Origin of the sequence: Bradyrhizobium sp. AZCC 1610 (genome assembly GCF_036924515.1) — a bacterium.
Classification (GTDB): Bacteria; Pseudomonadota; Alphaproteobacteria; order Rhizobiales; family Xanthobacteraceae; genus Bradyrhizobium.
Genome location: NZ_JAZHRR010000001.1, coordinates 4512891 through 4530102 on the forward strand (window position 1 = coordinate 4512891; position 17212 = coordinate 4530102).

Annotated in this window: 15 protein-coding genes; 4 read left to right on the plus strand and 11 right to left on the minus strand. The window is 61.2% G+C overall.

All coding sequences use genetic code 11. From position 1 onward, the window contains the following. Positions 1-21 precede the first annotated feature (21 nt). Genes V1279_RS22405 through neuB form a run of 4 tightly spaced genes read right to left on the minus strand, consistent with a single transcriptional unit; the run spans position 22 to position 3589 of the window. On the minus strand, positions 22-834 hold the full coding sequence (locus tag V1279_RS22405; protein ID WP_334440245.1) for an SDR family oxidoreductase: 813 nt from the start codon (positions 832-834) through the stop codon (positions 22-24). Then, entirely contained in the window at positions 831-1871 is a 1041-nt protein-coding gene (locus tag V1279_RS22410; RefSeq protein WP_334440248.1) for a nucleotidyltransferase family protein, read from the minus strand. The genes V1279_RS22405 and V1279_RS22410 overlap by 4 nt, the downstream gene beginning before the upstream one ends. A 6-nt stretch (positions 1872-1877) precedes the next feature. Further along, positions 1878-2510 (minus strand): acetyltransferase, encoded by a 633-nt coding sequence (locus V1279_RS22415; protein ID WP_334440251.1) that lies wholly within the window; start codon positions 2508-2510, stop codon positions 1878-1880. Further along, positions 2507-3589 (minus strand): N-acetylneuraminate synthase, encoded by a 1083-nt coding sequence (gene neuB / locus V1279_RS22420; protein WP_334440254.1) that lies wholly within the window; start codon positions 3587-3589, stop codon positions 2507-2509. Before neuB ends, V1279_RS22415 begins: the two co-directional genes overlap by 4 nt. Before the next feature lie 139 nt (positions 3590-3728). Between neuB and V1279_RS22425 the strand changes: the two genes are divergently transcribed. The 3 genes from V1279_RS22425 (at position 3729) to V1279_RS22435 (ending at position 6906) form a co-directional block, all read left to right on the plus strand. Further along, positions 3729-4475: an acylneuraminate cytidylyltransferase family protein gene (locus V1279_RS22425; RefSeq protein WP_334440257.1), complete on the plus strand. Its 747-nt coding sequence runs from the start codon at positions 3729-3731 to the stop codon at positions 4473-4475. Beyond that, complete coding sequence (gene neuC / locus V1279_RS22430) at positions 4472-5650, plus strand: UDP-N-acetylglucosamine 2-epimerase (protein ID WP_334440260.1); 1179 nt, start codon at positions 4472-4474, stop codon at positions 5648-5650. Before V1279_RS22425 ends, neuC begins: the two co-directional genes overlap by 4 nt. A gap of 101 nt (positions 5651-5751) precedes the next feature. Then, positions 5752-6906, plus strand: a complete 1155-nt coding sequence (locus tag V1279_RS22435) for a phytanoyl-CoA dioxygenase family protein (protein ID WP_334440263.1) — start codon at positions 5752-5754, stop codon at positions 6904-6906. A gap of 39 nt (positions 6907-6945) precedes the next feature. Here V1279_RS22435 and V1279_RS22440 read toward each other — a convergent pair whose 3' ends face one another. Further along, positions 6946-7746 carry an FkbM family methyltransferase gene (locus V1279_RS22440; RefSeq protein ID WP_334440266.1) on the minus strand — a complete coding sequence of 267 codons (801 nt, stop codon included), beginning with the start codon at positions 7744-7746 and terminating at the stop codon, positions 6946-6948. A gap of 143 nt (positions 7747-7889) precedes the next feature. Between V1279_RS22440 and V1279_RS22445 the strand changes: the two genes are divergently transcribed. After that, positions 7890-8858 (plus strand): NAD-dependent epimerase/dehydratase family protein, encoded by a 969-nt coding sequence (locus V1279_RS22445; protein WP_334440268.1) that lies wholly within the window; start codon positions 7890-7892, stop codon positions 8856-8858. Here V1279_RS22445 and V1279_RS22450 read toward each other — a convergent pair. The 6 genes from V1279_RS22450 to V1279_RS22475 all read right to left on the minus strand — a co-directional run bounded on the left by V1279_RS22450 (position 8855) and on the right by V1279_RS22475 (position 17090). Continuing rightward, entirely contained in the window at positions 8855-10477 is a 1623-nt protein-coding gene (locus V1279_RS22450; RefSeq protein WP_334440270.1) for an O-antigen polymerase, read from the minus strand. The genes V1279_RS22445 and V1279_RS22450 overlap by 4 nt on opposite strands. 96 nt (positions 10478-10573) lie before the next feature. Beyond that, positions 10574-11899 (minus strand): lipopolysaccharide biosynthesis protein, encoded by a 1326-nt coding sequence (locus V1279_RS22455; protein ID WP_334440272.1) that lies wholly within the window; start codon positions 11897-11899, stop codon positions 10574-10576. Between the two features lie 58 nt (positions 11900-11957). Beyond that, entirely contained in the window at positions 11958-13346 is a 1389-nt protein-coding gene (locus V1279_RS22460) for a capsular polysaccharide export protein, LipB/KpsS family (RefSeq protein WP_334440275.1), read from the minus strand. Beyond that, positions 13346-14572: a LegC family aminotransferase gene (locus V1279_RS22465; RefSeq protein WP_334440278.1), complete on the minus strand. Its 1227-nt coding sequence runs from the start codon at positions 14570-14572 to the stop codon at positions 13346-13348. Before V1279_RS22465 ends, V1279_RS22460 begins: the two co-directional genes overlap by 1 nt. Before the next feature lie 5 nt (positions 14573-14577). Then, a complete protein-coding gene (locus tag V1279_RS22470; RefSeq protein WP_334440280.1) occupies positions 14578-15576 on the minus strand; it encodes an NAD-dependent 4,6-dehydratase LegB in 999 nt (332 codons plus the stop codon). Positions 15577-15794: 218 nt separating this feature from the next. Continuing rightward, positions 15795-17090, minus strand: a complete 1296-nt coding sequence (locus V1279_RS22475; RefSeq protein ID WP_334440282.1) for an O-antigen ligase family protein — start codon at positions 17088-17090, stop codon at positions 15795-15797. Between the last annotated feature and the right edge of the window lie 122 nt (positions 17091-17212).

The following is a 17212-nucleotide window of genomic DNA, read 5'->3' on the forward strand; positions in this document are numbered from 1 at the left end:
GTTTCATGATTTGCCGTGCCATTACCACACGGTCCATCCACCGTCGACCGCCAGGCACTGGCCGGTCACGTATGCAGATAAATCGGTCGCCAAATAGGCCACGGCTCCCTTGAAGTCCTCCTCGCGTCCCATCCGCCCCAGCGGCGTGCGGGCGGTATAGCGGCTCAAAAACGGCTCCGGGGTGTCCCGAAACACGCCTCCCGGTGCGATTGCGTTGACCCGGACGTGCGGCGCCAGGGTCGTGGAGAGCCAGCGGGTGGCTTGGATCAGCCCGCCCTTGCTGGCGGCATAGGCGGCGGGGTTGCCGAGGCTGGTGCCCTCATAGAGCCGCCAATCGGGCCCGGAGAGCCCATAAATCGAGGAAATATTGACGACGCTGCCGTGCCCGGAAGCCCTCAGGTCGGCCGCAGCGGCCTGAACCAGGACGAACGGGGCTGTCAGATTGACCTCGAGCGCCCTCCTCCAGGTCTTGTCCGACTGCTGTTCGAAGGGAACCGCCCAGCCCTCCAGGCCGCTGGTTCCGACGAAGGCCGCGCAATTAACGATGATATCGATCCGCCCAAAACGTCCGCGGACCTGGCGGGGCAGATCGCGCACCTGGTCGGACTGCTCCAGGTCGCAGGCAAAGCCCGCGGCGGGGGCGGTCCAGCGCCCGCTCAACTCGTCGGCGGCCGCCGCGGCGCCGGGCTGCGAAAGGTCGACGACGGCGACGCTGGCCCCAAGCTCGGCCAGCGCATCGCCGATCGCCCTGCCGATATGGCCGGCGCCCCCCGTGACCAGCGCAACCCGCCCGTCGAGCGACATCAATTCGCGCAAGGAGCGGTCGGTGCTCACCCGAAAACCCTCTGAAATTCGTCCGAAGCGCGCTGCAAATCGTCGAGACGGCCGACGTCGATCCAGTATTCCCGCAGCGGAAACACCACGGATTGCTTGCCGCCTGCAATGGTCCGCTCGATCAAGGTCGGCATGTCGACCACTTCGTTCTCGTCGATATGATCGAGCACGCCGGGGTCCAGCAGATAGACGCCTGCATTGACAAAGAATTTCTGGGTCGGCTTTTCGCGTATGCCGAGCAGCCGGTGATCGTCGAAGTCGATCACCCCGAACGGCACGGTGACGGAATGCTCGCGCACGCAGACGGTCGAGAAAGCCTGATGCTCGCGGTGGTATTTCAGCATCTGCTCGAAATTGACGGTAGTCAGGAGATCGCCGTTCATGACGAAGAACGGCTGCTTCGGCCGCTCCGGCAACAATGAGAGCGCGCCGGCGGTGCCGAGACGTTCGTTTTCCTGGAGGTAGCTGATGTCGACGCCCCAGGCCGAGCCGTCGCCAAAGTAGTCGCGGATCATCTCTGACTTGTAGTTGACCGAGATGAAGAACTTGCCGAAGCCTGCTTTCACGAAACCGCCGAGCACGGTTTCCAGGATCGGCCTGTCGCCGACCTTGATCAGCGGCTTTGGCAGTTCATCGGTCAGCGGCTTCAGCCGCGAACCGAGGCCGCCCGCCATCAGCACCACCCAGTGATCGCTTTGCTGGGCCAGCGCAAGATCGTCGATCAGCTTGACCTCGACGACTTTTCCGTCCGCGTCCACAATCGGCAATTGATGGATCGAATGGCGGCGCATCAGGTTGAGCGCCGCCGGGTTGGTGATCCCGACCGGCGCGGTGATCGGCGTGCGGTTCATGACCAGATCGACCGATGCATCGAGACCGACGCCGCCGAGCAGCGCGCGCCGCACGTCGCCGTCGGTCACGGTGCCGACGATCTTTCCATCGCGCTCGACGATCGCCAGCTGCAGATTGCCTTGATCGATGCGCCGTAGCGTCTCGATCAGGGGTGTATCCTCGCAGACAACAAATGCACCGTTCATAACGTGTTATTCCCGGTCGCCGCCGGCAAACGCGCCGGCCTCGACGTTCTTCGCAACAACGGCCCCGGCGGCCACAATGGCACCGGCGCCCACGCTAACCCCACCCAATACCACCGCACCGGCGCCGACATGCGCCCCCTCGCCGACCACGACGCCGCCACACAGCACCGCGCCCGGTGCGATATGGCAGTGATCGCCGACCTGGCAATCATGTTCGACCACCGCACGGGTATTCACCAGCACATTCCGGCCGATTCGTGCCGCGGGCTGGATGATTGCACCCGCCATTACCTGAGCGCCGTCGCCAAGGGAAGCATCGGATGCCACCACCGATGATGCATGGGTTATAATCGGGAACATGTATCCCAGCGCCGTAAACCGGTCGAACAGCTCGCGCCGGGCCGATAGTCCGGAACTCGATCGCGACGCCCGATTGCCGAGGCCGTTGGCGAGTTCGACTTGGTCGATCGTCATCTTCAGGATGTCTTCGTCCGGACCGGTGATCGGCACTCCTCCAATGAGCATGCCCACGCGGGCGGAATCGCGGTCGATCACGGCGCTCGGACGCGTACCTCGGCTGAGCAATGCCTCGATGACAACGCGGGCATGGCCGCCGGCACAGAGCACAATCAGGCTCATGGCTCCAGCGCCTCATTGGCCGCGTAATCGCGATCGGCCTTCTTGCCGAGATAACTCCAGTATTCGATCGGCGATATGCCATCGCCCGGACGCTTCACACCGAGATTTTGTTCGGTAAATCGCTCGCCGCTGCGGATCGCGCTGGTCGCGACCAGGCTTCGGCGCGCCACCGATCGATTGGCGATCTCTTCCCGCGCCGGAATTTTGCGCCCGTCGCCGAGCGCTGCTTCGACTTCGCGGATATTGGCGATCATCGCGGCCAGTTCATCGGGCTCGATCGAGGCGCGGTGGTCGGGGCCCGGCAGGTTGCGATCAAGGGTCAGATGCTTTTCGATAACGGTCGCGCCCAGCGCCACCGCCGCAACTGCTACATGGATGCCGCGACTGTGGTCGGAGAAACCGACGGGAAGCCCGAACGCATTGGAGAGCGTCCCCATCGCGCACAGATTGATCGACTGCGGATCGGCCGGATATTCCGTCGTACAATGCAGCAGCGTCAGCTTGCTGCGCAATTCCGTCCAGGTTTCGCGATCGAGCAGGATGTTGGCGAAATCCGCCGCCGTCGGCTGCGCGGTTGCCTCACGCAGATAGCCGAACGCGATCACGCCAAGCGCCTGCTCGACTTCGGCGAGGGTCGCCATGCCCGTGGACAGGATGATGGGAAGACGAAAGCGTGCAAGATGCAGCAGCAACGGCGCATTGGTCAGGTCGCCCGAGCCGACCTTCAAGGTAGAGACACCGATGCGCTCGACCAGATGCGTCGCGCTGTCGGCGTCGAACGGCGTCGACATATAGGTGATGTTGGCTTTGGCGCAGGCGGCCGCGATGCGCTGCTCGTCGTCTTCACGCAGTTCGAGCGCGCGCAGCATCTCGAGCTGGGATTGCTGGGTGCCGGTCGTAACCTGCTGATAGCTCGCCTTGGCGGCTTCGGCGGTGGCCAGCTTGTCAGCCCGAAATGACTGGAATTTGACGACGTCGGCGCCGGCACGCGCCGCCGCCTCGACCAGCGCCAGCGCCGTGGCACAATCGCCGTTGTGGTTAACGCCGGCCTCGGCAATGATCATGGTTCGGCGATGCATGCGCTTTTCGTCGCTGACCGGTGCGGACAACCGAAATTGCCTCCTAAATCAAGCGGTTGTCTTAGTCGAGTACACTGGTAAAAGCAACGCAAAGCGGACGGCGCTGAGTTTCCTTGTGGGCGGGATTTACCGAGAGCAAATGGCTGACAAAGCGGAGATATTGTTCCTGCTGGTGGGACGCGGCGGATCGAAGGGATTGCCGGGAAAGAATTTGCGCGAAATCGGCGGGCTCAGCCTGATTGGCTACAAGGCCAGATCCGCGCTGCAGTCGCGCCATTGTTCGCGGCTGATCATCTCAAGCGACAGCCCCGAGATCCGAAGCGAGGCCGTCAGGCATGGCGCCGAGATGCTGTTTGAGCGTCCGCGCGAGCTTGCAACCGATACCGCGTCTTCTAACGAAGTGGTGCTCCACGCCATGGACTGGATCGAGGCAAATGAGCGGCGGCGCTACGACGCCATCATGCTTTTGGAGCCGTCATCTCCGTTCGCGCGCCCCGAGCATTTCGACGAGGCGATCGATCTGTTCAAGGCGCGCAACGCCAGCCTCGTGGTTGGAATGCGCGAGACCGAAGTGTCGTCGATTTTCGTCGGCCCGCTCGGCAAGGACGGTTCGATCGGCACCATCGTCGACAAGATGCTCGCTACGACCGCGCAGCGGCGGCAGGACCAGCCGTTAGAGGTGACCATGAATGGCGCGCTCTATCTGATCGGGTGGGACTCCATGCGAAAGCACGGCAAGATCTACTCCGACCCGGCCGCAAGCTACGGCATCCTGATGGATCGCCTGCATTCGATCGAAATCGAAACCGCGGCCGACTTGGCCTACGCCTCCTACGTCATCGAGCACGGAATGCTCGACGCCTCGCCGTGGCGAAAACAGCCATGACGACAGCCCCCCGCCGCATCGCCGTGGTGACCGGATCGCGGGCGGATTACGGATTGCTGAAAGGCGTTCTGACGCGGTTGCAGAAGATGGATGACGTAGATCTGCAGGTCATCGCCTGCGGCATGCACCTGCTGCCGAAATTCGGCGAGACCTGGCGCATCATAGAGGCCGACGGTTTCAAGATCGCGGCCAAGATCGACCTCGAACTGAGCGACGATCGCGCGGAAACCGTGGCGCGCGGCACCGGGATCGGTGTGGCCGGGTTTGCCGAAGCGCTGCCGAGACTGGCGCCCGATCTGCTGGTGGTGCTCGGCGATCGCTACGAAATCCTATCGGCGGCGGTGGCGGCAATGCTGTTGAGCATTCCGATCGCCCATATCCATGGCGGCGAGGTCACGGCCGGCGCGTTCGACGACGCCATCCGCCATGCGATCACCAAGATGGCCTGCGTGCACTTTACCGCCGCCGAGCCGTATCGGCGGCGCGTCATCCAGATGGGCGAGAATCCAGATTTTGTCTTTGATGTCGGCGCGCCCGGCCTCGATCTGGCGGCCACCGCGCCAACGATCGGCCGAGCCGCCTTGTTTGGTGAACTCGGCATCAGTGGCCCGGAACGGTTCCTGCTCGTCACGGTGCATCCGACCACGGCGCGGCCGGATGCCGATGCCGCCAATGTCGCCGCGCTGCTGGGCGCGCTGGCCCAGATCGAGGATCGCAGTTTCATCTTCACCGGCGTCAACGCCGATCCCGGATACCGCGTGATCGACGATGCCGTCAGGGCGTTCGTGGCCGAGCGGCCCGGCCAGGCGCATCTGTTTGCTTCGCTCGGCAGCGAGCGCTACTGGGCGGCGTTGCGACTTGCGGACGCCGTGGTGGGCAATTCATCGAGCGGCATTCTGGAGGCGCCTGCGGTCGGGATTCCCTCGGTCAATATCGGCGACCGTCAGCTGGGCCGGCTGCGCGCGGCGTCGATCATTGATTGCCCCGCCGACCAGGCTGCGATTCTCGCAGCACTCCGGAGCATCCTCGAGGGCCTGTTCCAGCCGGACATGTCAAGCGAACCGCCCTATGGCCGCGGCGGCGCGTCCGAGAAGATTGCTAGAACCCTTCGAAAGATCGACCCGAGGTCGGCTTTTCAAAAGCATTTCCACGACTTAGCGCCCCCTCCGGACTAGCTGCAATCAGCCACTCAGGAGCCTTCTTTGTTGCTTGCATGACGCCGCAGGTTGTATAGATCGGCTGGCTTGGTGAACCGCTCATCGCCCGGAGAATCTTCATGACGACACTTGATTCGATGTCCGATGTGGCGCCCGGCACGCGCGAAGCCCGGATGCAGGCGCTGCCGATTCCTCCCTATAGCGGCAAGTCCCTGCCAAGGATCGATTACGACGCCCATCCCGCCTATGGCGGCCTGTTCCCCAAGGCGACGCTGCGCGAGCGGATTCGCGCGCTGAACGTTTTCCTGCGAACGTTTGCGTTCGTCACCATTCGGCGCATCGCAGACTACGAAAACATGCCGCTGTTGAGCAAGGAAGCCGGCTTCAGCGGCCTGAGTTTCAGAACGGCGTTGCGCTACATCTCGATGTTTACCCGCATCCGCGCCAGCCGCATGATCGGCACGTTGACCGGAGCTCGCCGCCCGGCGACCCCGGCGAACCCCGCTCTCCTGGACCAGATCAAGGCCGACGGCATCGTGCCGCTGACGCTGTCGCCCGACGAGATCGAGCAGATTCGCAGCGTGATCAATCCCGGATTTGCGAAGCTCGACGAACGCCGCGCCGGCATCCCTGCCGAAAAGCGCAAGTTCGACGATAACGTCTATTGGTGCACGCGCACCTCCGATCCGCAAGCTTTCGCGACGGTGGAAAATATCTTCAACCGCTACGGCATCGTCGAAGCCGCCAGCGCCTATCTCGGCCGCCCGGTCGGCGTGAAACATGTCAACGCGCAGATCAACGACCAGGACCTGGCGTTCTGGAAGCGCGTGTTCCCGGATACCCAGCTGGCCGATCCCTGGGGCAGCTATCTGCACATCGACGCCACCTATGGCATGCTGAAATGCGCGATCTATGTCCACGACATCGGTCCCGACGGCGGCCCGTTCTGCTACGTCCGCGGCAGCCACAACGCCGAGATGGGCTGGTTCGAAGGCATGGTCCGGCGTACCAACGACTTTAGTGGCTTCTCCGGCCGCAAGCCCGAAGCGCGCAAGCTGTTCATGGCGCTGCCGGCATTCCTGCGAAAGAAGGCCGATTTTGGCGGCGACCTGCGGGATGATTCTGCCGACGTCCAGCGCCTGCGCGAGGGGCATTTCAGCGCGACATCAAACTACGGCAACTGCGTGCTGTTCGATGGCAACGGCATGCATCGCGGCGGCATGGTCAACAAAGGCGAGCGGCGCTGCCTCTTCATCCTGCTGGCGGAAATCTGAGGCGATCGCTGCCGCCAGCACCTGCAAGCCAAACGCCGGTCAGTTACTCGCGCTGCGAATCTTGCTCGACGTTTTGATATAATCCGCCAACTGGTCGGAACTGAAATACGCAGCCTGGCTGCGCAAGGCGCTATCCTTGCGCACGAAGGCAAGATCAATCTGCGCCAGCGCGCCGTCCAGGGCGCGCATGTGCCCTTCCAGCACGTCATAAACCGCAAATCCCGCCTCGTCGCAGAAGCGCACGATGTCGGCGAATTGCGGAATGCCATGCCGCATCGGCATCATCGTGGTCTCCAGGATCAGCAGGTCGATCTCGCTGATCCGGGAGCCCAGTCCCTTGAGCACTTCGATCTCGGCGCCCTGGGTATCGACTTTAAGAAAAACCGGATGCTCCAGATTTTCCGGCAGCAGCGAATCAAGCCGTCGCATCGGCGTCGGCCGTGCTTCACCGTCGAGCACCTTGCCTTCGACCTGCGAGAAAAGACTGGATCCGGAAATATCGTCGTGGACGTTGAAGGTGACCTCGCCGTTCTCCGCACCGGCGGCGACCAGAAAATACTCCGCGTTGAGGCGCTGTTTCAGCTTTTCCAAAACGGGACGGCACTCGGCCACCGGCTCAACCAGAAAATATTTTGCGCGCGGAAACGCTTTGTAAATTGGCGATGTCCCGAACGCAATTCCGACGTCGATGACGGTGCGAACCTCGAAGCCGAGCGACTTGAGGTGCTTGAAAAACAGGCTGAAATTCCGAACCGGCGCATTGGTTCGCAACAACCGAAGACCGATGATCTCCAGCACACCATTGATGGCCTGGAACACGGCTGAGATGAATCTCTTCATGAGGCTCCACGCACGCCCGAGGCGTTCCAGTCAGACCGAATCCAAAACGCGTGCTGCAATTTGCAATTGATTGTGCGGTTTGGTAAATCACCGGGACAGGCAGGTCAAGCGACCGCTATTTCATCAAAACAGCGAATTCCGGCATGAAAGTACTTGTAACCGGTAGCTCCGGCTTCATCGGTCAGGCGCTGGTGCGTCGGTTGCGGACTGCAGGGTTTGAAGTCGCAGGCCTCGACAAGAACGCCGGCGCGACGACGGACCATGTGTGCGACATCCTGGACGCCGGGCGGCTCAATCGAGCCGTGCAGGAATTTTCGCCGGACGCGCTGGTCCACCTCGCCGCGCGCATCGATCTCGACGAAAAAACCAATCTCGCAGGCTACGCGGCCAACATCGAGGGCGTGCAGAACGTAATTGCCGCCGTCCGACTCGCGCCGTCGATCCGGCGGGCGATTTGGACGTCGTCACAGCTCGTGTGCCGCGTCGGCTACGTTCCGCGCAACGACACCGACTACACCGCCGATACTCTCTACGGCCAGAGCAAGGTCCGCACTGAGCAACTCGTTCGAGAGCAGGACGGCGCAGGACGCGAATGGTGCCTGGCCCGCCCGACAACGGTCTGGGGGCCTGGTATGAGCGCGCATTACCAGCGTTTTCTGCGCATGATCGAGCGCGGTCACTACTTCCACGTCGGCAACAGCCCGCTATGGAAATCCTACAGCTACATCGAGAACATCGCGTTTCAGTATTTGCGGCTGCTCGAGGCTCCCACGGACCTCGTTCATCGGAAGACGTTTTATCTGGCGGACTACGAGCCGATCGATCTGCTCACCTGGAGCGATGCGTTTCAGCGCGCGTTCCAGTCGCGCCCAATCCCGCATATGCCGCTCGGTATCGCCCGCATGCTCGCGCGCTGCGGGGATGCCGTGAACGCCGTGGGCGTGCAGAAATTTCCGTTCAATTCATTCCGGCTCAACAATGTGCTGACGCAATATCAGTTCGACCTCAAGCCAACCGAGGCAGTCTGCGGACCGCTGCCGTACAATATGGAGCAAGGCGTCGCCGAGACGGCGGCATGGCTCCGTACCCTTTCGGCGCGCGGGGCGGCTTAGCTTACGGAGCGTCCGAGCTTCAATTGGCGAGACGCGTGCCGGGAATAGTCCCTCATGCGCATGAAATCGATCGTCGCCCCCGTGACGATCATCGAGAACAACACCAGCACTGAGTTCGCGATGCCAAAGGGACCCTGGACGGGACTGAGAACAATGCTGGCGAGAATGAAAACCAGCAGCAATAACGGCGTCACCAAAGCGGAACGCCTGGCCCCGGCAGAACTCCAGCCGCCCACAAATCCCCATATCAGGATATAGATGATACCCCCCACGATACCGAAGTCGATATAGGCAGCAGCCCAAACCGTTGGGAAAAACCCGTAGATTCCAGCATCCTTCAATTGCGCTTCCATGTCCGCCACCCGCTGATCGTCCGGGCGAAAGACACGCAGAATCGGCGAAAGGATGCCGACCTCATAGAGACCCCATTGCGGCGACAATTTCTCGCGCGCGTGCCAGGTATTATCTGCAGCGCGAATGCCGTGGGTAAGATAAAAATACGTACTCAGAAAGGTGATGGCGGCCCGCGACGACAGCCTGCCCGAGTCGATCGCCGAGAGGACATAGGCACGCGGCTGCACGTTCCACGATTCTCGCATCACCGCCAGCAGAGCCTCGGTCGAATTCACCGCCGGAGCGACCACCGTTGTCGGCGTAGGAGCGGCAGCCGGCGGCGCCGTTGTTTCGCTCGCCGTCCTGGTTGCGTCGATGACCATTTTACTGACGTCGGTCGCCTGGATCGAACCGGGAGGCGGCGGCCGCCTGGCGCGGTCGCCAACCGGAGCTTGCATGTTCGGTTCCGGTTCGCGCCTGGCTTCGGCGTCCTCAGTATCCCGCCCGGCCTTTCTTTGCTCCAGTTCCTGAATCACCCCGCTCATCTGGACGCAGAAATTCGATCTGCGCGACCATATCGCGCTGGAATAGATTGCGAAAAGCAAGACGAGAACGACCGTCTTCAGAAGGAGGTAATGCCCGCGCGGCAAAGATGGCCGTCCCTGGCTGATGCGCACCAGCATGATCGAAACGATCAGAATGAGGACGAACAGGATCGGCATGCGTCCGGAATAGAGCAGCGCGTAGCCGACAGGACAGACGATCGAAAGCTGCGCGGCGATTGCCGCCCACCCTCTGATTTCTTCCCCTTTCAGGAGGAACAACGCCAGCGAAGCAAAGCCAAAGGAGAAAGTTAGATATCCGATGTAAAGTAAAGGTGTCCGCCGGATTTCGATAAGGTCAACCAGTCCGGGGGCGCAACGCAGCAATTCCGCATAGCCGCTATTGCTGATACCGCTGAGCACCCCACGATCGAACGCAATCATCCCGATCCCGCCGATGCCGATCAATGACGTTGCGATGACGACGCTGTTCAGACTCCGCAACGACGGTGCAGACACATTCGCCTGGGGTGCAAACCAGCGTCCAAAACACCACGCGCCTGCGCCGTGCCCCAGAATGAACAGAGAAAGGCCTGCGGCCACTATCACCAGCACGGTTGACGACGGCTGTCCTGGGTAGTCGATCGGCCCGATCGCGACGCAGGCAAATACCGAACACCAGATTACGACGATTAGAATCGCTGGTGACGAGAAACCACTGGCTAGCCTTGAAAACTGCTGCATTCTGGCGTTCGACGGTGAGCTGATAACCCGTGGTTGTGTAGCAAGGTCATATTGGCTTCGCAATGACAGCCTGACCGGCGCAGTGCCCGCAGCGTTTTATGGGTAGAGCATGTCAGGATCGGTGGGAAGACCGACCGTCGCCGTTGCGCCGGGTTCCCGGCAATCTTCGCGCATCTTGCGCCAAGCCAATAATGCCAGGAAAAAAAACAGAACGGCACTGGCGATCCCGCCGGTCAATGCCGCGCCGTACATCCCGAGGACCGGAACCAGCAACACGTTAAGTAGCGTCGATATGAATGCGGCGCCGAGATTGCAGAACAGCAGATAATTGTCGGATCGCGCTGCATAGAGGGCATATGACGGAACGTCGGCCATCATGCGCAGGAATATTCCGGGCAGCATCGCATAGAAGACCCAGATGCTGGACGCATACAGGGAGAGACCAAGGATGTTGAGCATTGGCCCCATCAGCAGACCGGAAATAATCGTCGTTCCCAGCGCAAGGGTCAGCAACGACCAGAAAAACGTGCGAAGAGCCGCCCGGTAGGCTTTCGCGCCGGCTGCATATCCGGAGATGACCTTTGGCAGGAACTGGTGCGATATCGATCCGCCGAGCGACAACAGACCGATCAGGATCGTCGAGTAGAATGTATAGATGCCCAGCGCCTCCCGCCCGACAAACCTGTCAATGACGAAGCGGTCGACATAGGAAATGACAAGCGCCCCGGCCGCGCTCAGCATGAAGGGACGCGCCGTCCGCAGGCCCACGAAAATTACATTCCAGTCGGGACGGTAGCCTCGTAGTTCCCGCCACGGGAGGTTCGACAGCGACACCGCCGAAAAGGCGATCGCGAGCGCGCCGCCGAGCGCCCACCAGACCAGCACCGTTTCAAGTTTCCGCGTCGACGGCGTTGCGAACATGAGGACCGTCATCGCATAGACCCAAATGCCGCCGCGCAAGAACACCCCGACATAAGCGCGAACCGGACGCTCGGTGATGATCAGGATGCGTGTCGCTTCAAGCGAAATGTGCTCGGTGATCAAGATCAGCAGAAACCACGGAGCCAACCTCGATGGAAACAGCCCCCCAAGGGCGGCCACGAGCACGAGAACGCCGATAACCACCAGCGCTAGCACGCCGAGCACGATCTGGTCGGCAATGATCCGGGTCCGCCTCGCCGGCGTCGCCGGCACCATTTCACGCAGCGTGTACGAATAGAATTCGAGCCCGATCGCCAGCAGCGCAAAGGCCAGCGTGGCCGTGAGAAGGCCGTAGTCTCCCATCTCGGCGGGTGTCAGCATCCTGGCGAGCAGCAAAGACAGCAAAAATCGGCTCACCAGCGTCAGCCCACGCAAGATGAAGGCTGCGCCCGTGCCGGCAACCGCGGGACGCTTCAGGAAACCAAGCAGACGAGCCGGCATCGCGCCATTCCAGTGAGCTCACATGGGCATCCACGTGAATTGCGAGCAAAGCAAGACACTATGCAGCGGTTTTGCGAGACTTCAGAAATCTCGGCAGATACTCATTCAACGAACGCGCCAACGGTTCAACAGCCTTGCACGCTGTTTCATTGTCGGGATCGAATTTGCGCCAGCCGAAATAGTCGCCCTCGACGCTGACCGACGCCAAATGTCTCATGATTGCGCGACGGGTCGCAACCAGATCGTCAGGCGACCGCCAACGCTTCAGTCTCTCGACTAGACCGCCGATTTCCTCGACGCTGCGAACATGCAGGAAGTGATTTTCGGTCGCGTAATACGGATCGGTGGCAATCGAGCAAAGTCCCGCCAGCGCGGCTTGAAAACCGATCGTGCCGGTGAACGTGAGCGAAATCGCGCACTTTTCGATCAGCAGATTGGCCGGAACATCGTATGGGACCAGCGTGACCGAAGGCAGCTTTGACAACCGCTCGAACAGTTCGCGCTGACGAAAACCGAACTGGAGCGGGTGGTCCTTCACTAAAATGCGGTAGCCGGCCTGGCCGAGTACCTCGCAATACCGCACCAGGACGTCGTCATGCGCAAGCATGTCGGCGGATTTCAGCCAGTAGTCCATCGAGGCTTCCGGGAACAGCTGCAGCCCGAGGAAGACGCGCCGCTCGCGCGGCACTTCGGCAAGCCGCGCCTCCCAATTCCGGTCGAGCAGCTTGAGCGCCGCCACGTCGGCGAAGTGGACCTTGTGCTTCAGCCGCTTCAGCGCGTCGAGGTAGTGGATGTTGAACCGGTCGCGCTTGAAAAAGCGCCAAAAGTTGAAGAACGCGCCGCGAACCGCATAGTAGCCGTACACGCGCCAGAACTGCCGGGTCGAAAATCTCTTTGCGTCGCGCACATAGGCGGGCGCGAAATCTGCGTTGCACAGCACGTCGACCGCGGCGTCGACCTCGTCATTCGAGGGCTCGCGAAGCCAGACCGGCCGCCCCCGGCGCATCAGCATCACTTCGTCAGGAATGATCGACGTCGTCATTTCCAGAAAGTCGATGCCGCGCGCGTTTGCCGTTCTCGCCATCACGTCCATGACGTAACGGTCGATGGTGAAAGTCATGACGAGATCGGGGTCAAGCTCGTCGAAGGCACGCTCGATCGCCTGCGTCATGCCGCCGACCATCCTGAGCGCGAGGGTGCGATCAACACTGCGCAGAACCCTGCAGCGAAGGATGATATCAGCACATCCGTCGTCGCCAAAGCGCGCGAGCGCGACGGCTGCCGCATCGCCCTTGGCCATGAAGCGGCAGAAGTCGTCGACCAGGCACCGGTCGCCCTCCCCGCGCAAATCGCTGAGCACGGTGACGTCGGCGAAATCAATTCGCGAGCCCAGATATTTCCACCACGGCGTCGTGCTGTGAATGGTGAAGAAGACCAGACGGGGCATCAGTTCCGGTTCGCGTCCGTTTGCTCGCTGGCGGCCAGGAACGGGCTGCTGGGAAGATTGACACAGCGATTATACATGTCCTCCGCGACCGGCAACCGTGAACGCGGGCAGTTGCGATACATCGGCAGCAGATGCATCGGCGTCCACAGCGGCCTGGCATGAACGCCATTGGCATGGAGCGCCGACAGCAGCCGGTTGCGCTCACCGGCGTATTCGCGATCCAGAACCAGCGTATTGAGCCAATAGTTGCTCCGCGCGCCGTTCGGCTCGCGGTAAATGCCGGCATTGGCGAAACCGTCGAACACCTCGAGGTAACGCCCGGCCAGTTCGCGCTTGGCCTCGACCATCGCCGACAGCCGCTCCATCTGACCGCAGCCGAGCGCCGCGTTGATGTTGGGAAGCCGGTAGTTGTAGGCGACCTCGTCGTGATCGAACGACCAGGCATGCGACTTCTTAGCCGTGGTGGTGAAGTGCCGTGCGCGCGTGGCGTGCGCGTCGTCGTCAGTCAGGATCATGCCTCCGCCGCCGGTCGTGATGATCTTGTTGCCGTTGAATGAGAGCACCGCGGAATGGCCGAACGTGCCGCACGCCTGGCCTTTCCACGTCGAGCCTAGCGATTCTGTTGCGTCCTCAACGACCACGAGGCCGTACTTCGCGGCGACCGCCAGCAGCGGCGCCATGTCGACCGGATGCCCGAAGATGTGGACCGGAACGATGGCGCGAAGCCGCCGGCCGGTCTGCTTGTTCACGAGTTCGCCGTTGCGGCGAACCGATATCTCGTCCAGATGCGCATCCAGCGCGGCCGGATCGAGGCCCAGCGTATTCCAACTGGAATCGACGATATGCGGGATGGCCCCTGCATGGCTGACGGCATTGGCGGTCGCGACGAACGTGATCGCTGGCAGGATAACTTCATCGTTTGCCTGGACGCCCTCGAGCAGCAACGCGGCATGAAGCGCCGCGGTGCCGTTGACGATGGCGATGGCGTGACGGGCCCCGGTGGCGGCCGCGACCATCTGCTCGAATTGGGAGACATACTTCCCGGCAGTCGATACCCAGTTGGTATCAATGCAATCGAGCACCAGTTCGCGCTCGCGTGCGCCAAGTCGCGGTTCATGCAGCGCCACCGGGCGGGTCGCAGAGGCAAGAACGGTATCGACCGCTTCAAGCACGGCACGCACATCAAGCTCGGCGCAGCGGTCGGCGATAGCTGAAGAATGGCTCATCAGGCTCACAAATTGTAGGCGTTGGTGCGATAGCGGGACAGATTTTCGTTTTTCGTGAACCAGGATATCGTCTGCTTGAGGCCTTTGCGAAGTCCTTCGATGCCGGCCAGGCGCGGCGACCATCCCAAGAGCTTTTGCGCCTTGGCGTTGCTGGCCCACAGCCGATCAACTTCGCTGCGCTCCGGCCGCAACCGGACGGCGTCCTGCTCGATTTCGATCTTCGCGTCCATCAGTTCGGCAATAAGCCGTGCGGTATCTCCGATCGAAATCTCGAACCCGCTGCCGATGTTGATGACTTCGCCGACGCCGGCCTTGGTCTCGAGCGCAGCAAGAAAGCCCCCGACCGTGTCAGCGACGAAATTGAAATCGCGCGTCGGGTGAACACTGCCGAGCTTGATGGTGCGCTCGCCGGCCGCAATCTGCGTAATTATGGTCGGAATCACCGCGCGCGCCGATTGCCGCGGGCCGTAGGTGTTGAAAGGCCGCACCACCGTCACAGGCGTGCCGAACGAGCGCTCGAACGACAGCGCCAGCTGATCGGCGCCGATCTTGCTGGCCGAATAGGGCGACTGCCCCTGCAGCATGTGATCTTCAGTGATGGGAACGAACTGCGCCGTGCCATACACTTCGCTGGTGGAGGTGTGGAGGACATGGGAGACGTCGAAATCGCGCGCCGCCTGAAGCACATTGAGCGTGCCGCGGATGTTGGTTTCGACATAAGTGTCGGGCGAGTGATACGAATAGGGAATAGCGATCAGGGCGGCCAGATGCAGCACAGCGTCGCACCCCTTCATCGCAGTGCGCACGCCGTTTGGATCGCAGATGTTGCCCGCGAAGACGTCGAGTTCCTTGCGGATCTCGGCTGGCGACGAATCCAGCCAGCCGTGAGCGCCCAGGCTGTTGTAATGCACGAACGCGCGCACGCCATAGTTCCTGCGGACCAGTTCCTCCGCAAGGTGCGAGCCGATGAATCCTCCGGCACCAGTAAGCAATATCTTTCGCAATGTTCCCTTCCGTTCAGCCTGACTGAATCACCTTCGGCCCTGCACGGCTTCTAAACAGTATCGTGACCGGAGGCCAGATCGAATGAGCTAGAACCCAATCAGCATTTTGCCGGCCCTACCCCCGATGCTCGAGGCGGCGGTCCCCATGGCGGCCGAATTACCCAAGCTACGTCAAGCTGTTACCAAGAGATGCGGCTGTGGCCCGTTCGGATTCCCAATCATGCGCTTAAGTTCCGCGATCGGGTGATTTGACCAGTTTGTCGTGTTGAAACGAGCCGCGCTGCATAGCCCGCGAATAGAAAGAGCAGCGTGTCGCGACTCAAAATTCCGTGCGCCAGATCTAGGACGACGACGAACACGAGGCTGCCGAAAACGAACCGAGCCTCGGAATCGATCCGGACGAGGGGAACAAGCTGCCTGAGCGCAAGGAAAGTCAGGCCGAGCAGAGCAAGCCCGCCCAGCCAACCGAATTCGATTGTAGCCTGCAGAAACGAGTTATGCGGCTCGGAATTGGGAACGCAGGTCATGCTTGGGAACGAAGCGAGGCCTGTACCGAAGAAGCCGGACGAAGGAATCGCCTTGAGCGCATCACGCAGGAGGACTTTGCGAACCACGAACGAATTGCCGGCGGATGCTCCGCCGAGGCAGGCCGTCGCAGGCAGCGCCCCCTGGAGCGAGTCTTCTCGCGTCATCATGGAGCTTGGTTCGAGAACCATCTTCAAATAGGTGCTGGTCGTTTGGAAACGGCTCGCCAGTCCGATACCCGCAGCGAGCGCAATGACAAAGCATATCGCGAAACTGAACTGGCGCTGTCCCCGCCGCGACAGTAGGAGCATGGAAACCATGGTCGCGGCGAGTGCGACGAAGGTGAAACGCACTTGTGCTGCCGCAAAAATACCGAGCGGCAACGCGAGAAACATCGCGATTACTATGCCCTGACGGTGGCTCATCTCGGTCGATGCCAAGGCGATGATGAGGAAGCTGAGTGATGAGAGAAACACGATAGCGCTGTGATCGGAGCCGAAAACTATCGGCTTAAACAAAGCGGCTGTTTGCGTCGCCAGCGAGATGAATGTCGCGCCGGCCCCGATGAAGACGATGACTGCTGTCAAGAGAGTGAACGAGGTGCGCCGCATTCCCGTCGGGGCGAAGCGCCCCACCAGGTAAGCAAGCAAGCTCAAGAAGAGAAGTCCGGCTTCTTTCAAATCGCCGTATCCGTTCAGAGCGAACGAAACGACGATCGCCAAGCAAAAAGTTGCGAATAGCAGGTCGACATCAATGATCCTAAAGTCTCGGTAGCGGTTAAGCGCGGCGGCCGCCAGGATCGATCCGACGAGGATAGACGCGGTAACTAGCGGGCCGCCGCTCGCGGTAACGATGATGGACCCGCTCGAAACAATGATGGCGAGAACGAAGTGAAAGTCGAGAGCAATAAAGGGACGTGACCTTGTGCCGGCGACTAAATTGTCCATTTGCGCCAGCTGTTTGTTGGTGCCCACATCCGGATCACTCATTGCTCCGCACTACCCGATAGATCCGGCCACTAGTATTCGGACTACCGTTGTCGCTCTGAGAGAACACCATAAATCGTATCGTTCCAGCAATCTATTGATGAGGTTAGCCATTCGCGCGCGTT

What these genes read in the sequence shown, in the direction of transcription:
- V1279_RS22410 (WP_334440248.1), bottom strand. Translation starts at nt 1,871, where the DNA reads ATGAACGGTGCATTTGTTGTCTGCGAGGATACACCCCTGATCGAGACG.
- V1279_RS22415 (WP_334440251.1), bottom strand. Translation starts at nt 2,510, where the DNA reads ATGAGCCTGATTGTGCTCTGTGCCGGCGGCCATGCCCGCGTTGTCATC.
- neuB (WP_334440254.1), bottom strand. Translation starts at nt 3,589, where the DNA reads ATGCATCGCCGAACCATGATCATTGCCGAGGCCGGCGTTAACCACAAC.
- V1279_RS22425 (WP_334440257.1), top strand. Translation starts at nt 3,729, where the DNA reads ATGGCTGACAAAGCGGAGATATTGTTCCTGCTGGTGGGACGCGGCGGA.
- neuC (WP_334440260.1), top strand. Translation starts at nt 4,472, where the DNA reads ATGACGACAGCCCCCCGCCGCATCGCCGTGGTGACCGGATCGCGGGCG.
- V1279_RS22435 (WP_334440263.1), top strand. Translation starts at nt 5,752, where the DNA reads ATGACGACACTTGATTCGATGTCCGATGTGGCGCCCGGCACGCGCGAA.
- V1279_RS22440 (WP_334440266.1), bottom strand. Translation starts at nt 7,746, where the DNA reads ATGAAGAGATTCATCTCAGCCGTGTTCCAGGCCATCAATGGTGTGCTG.
- V1279_RS22445 (WP_334440268.1), top strand. Translation starts at nt 7,890, where the DNA reads ATGAAAGTACTTGTAACCGGTAGCTCCGGCTTCATCGGTCAGGCGCTG.
- V1279_RS22450 (WP_334440270.1), bottom strand. Translation starts at nt 10,477, where the DNA reads ATGCAGCAGTTTTCAAGGCTAGCCAGTGGTTTCTCGTCACCAGCGATT.
- V1279_RS22455 (WP_334440272.1), bottom strand. Translation starts at nt 11,899, where the DNA reads ATGCCGGCTCGTCTGCTTGGTTTCCTGAAGCGTCCCGCGGTTGCCGGC.
- V1279_RS22460 (WP_334440275.1), bottom strand. Translation starts at nt 13,346, where the DNA reads ATGCCCCGTCTGGTCTTCTTCACCATTCACAGCACGACGCCGTGGTGG.
- V1279_RS22465 (WP_334440278.1), bottom strand. Translation starts at nt 14,572, where the DNA reads ATGAGCCATTCTTCAGCTATCGCCGACCGCTGCGCCGAGCTTGATGTG.
- V1279_RS22475 (WP_334440282.1), bottom strand. Translation starts at nt 17,090, where the DNA reads ATGAGTGATCCGGATGTGGGCACCAACAAACAGCTGGCGCAAATGGAC.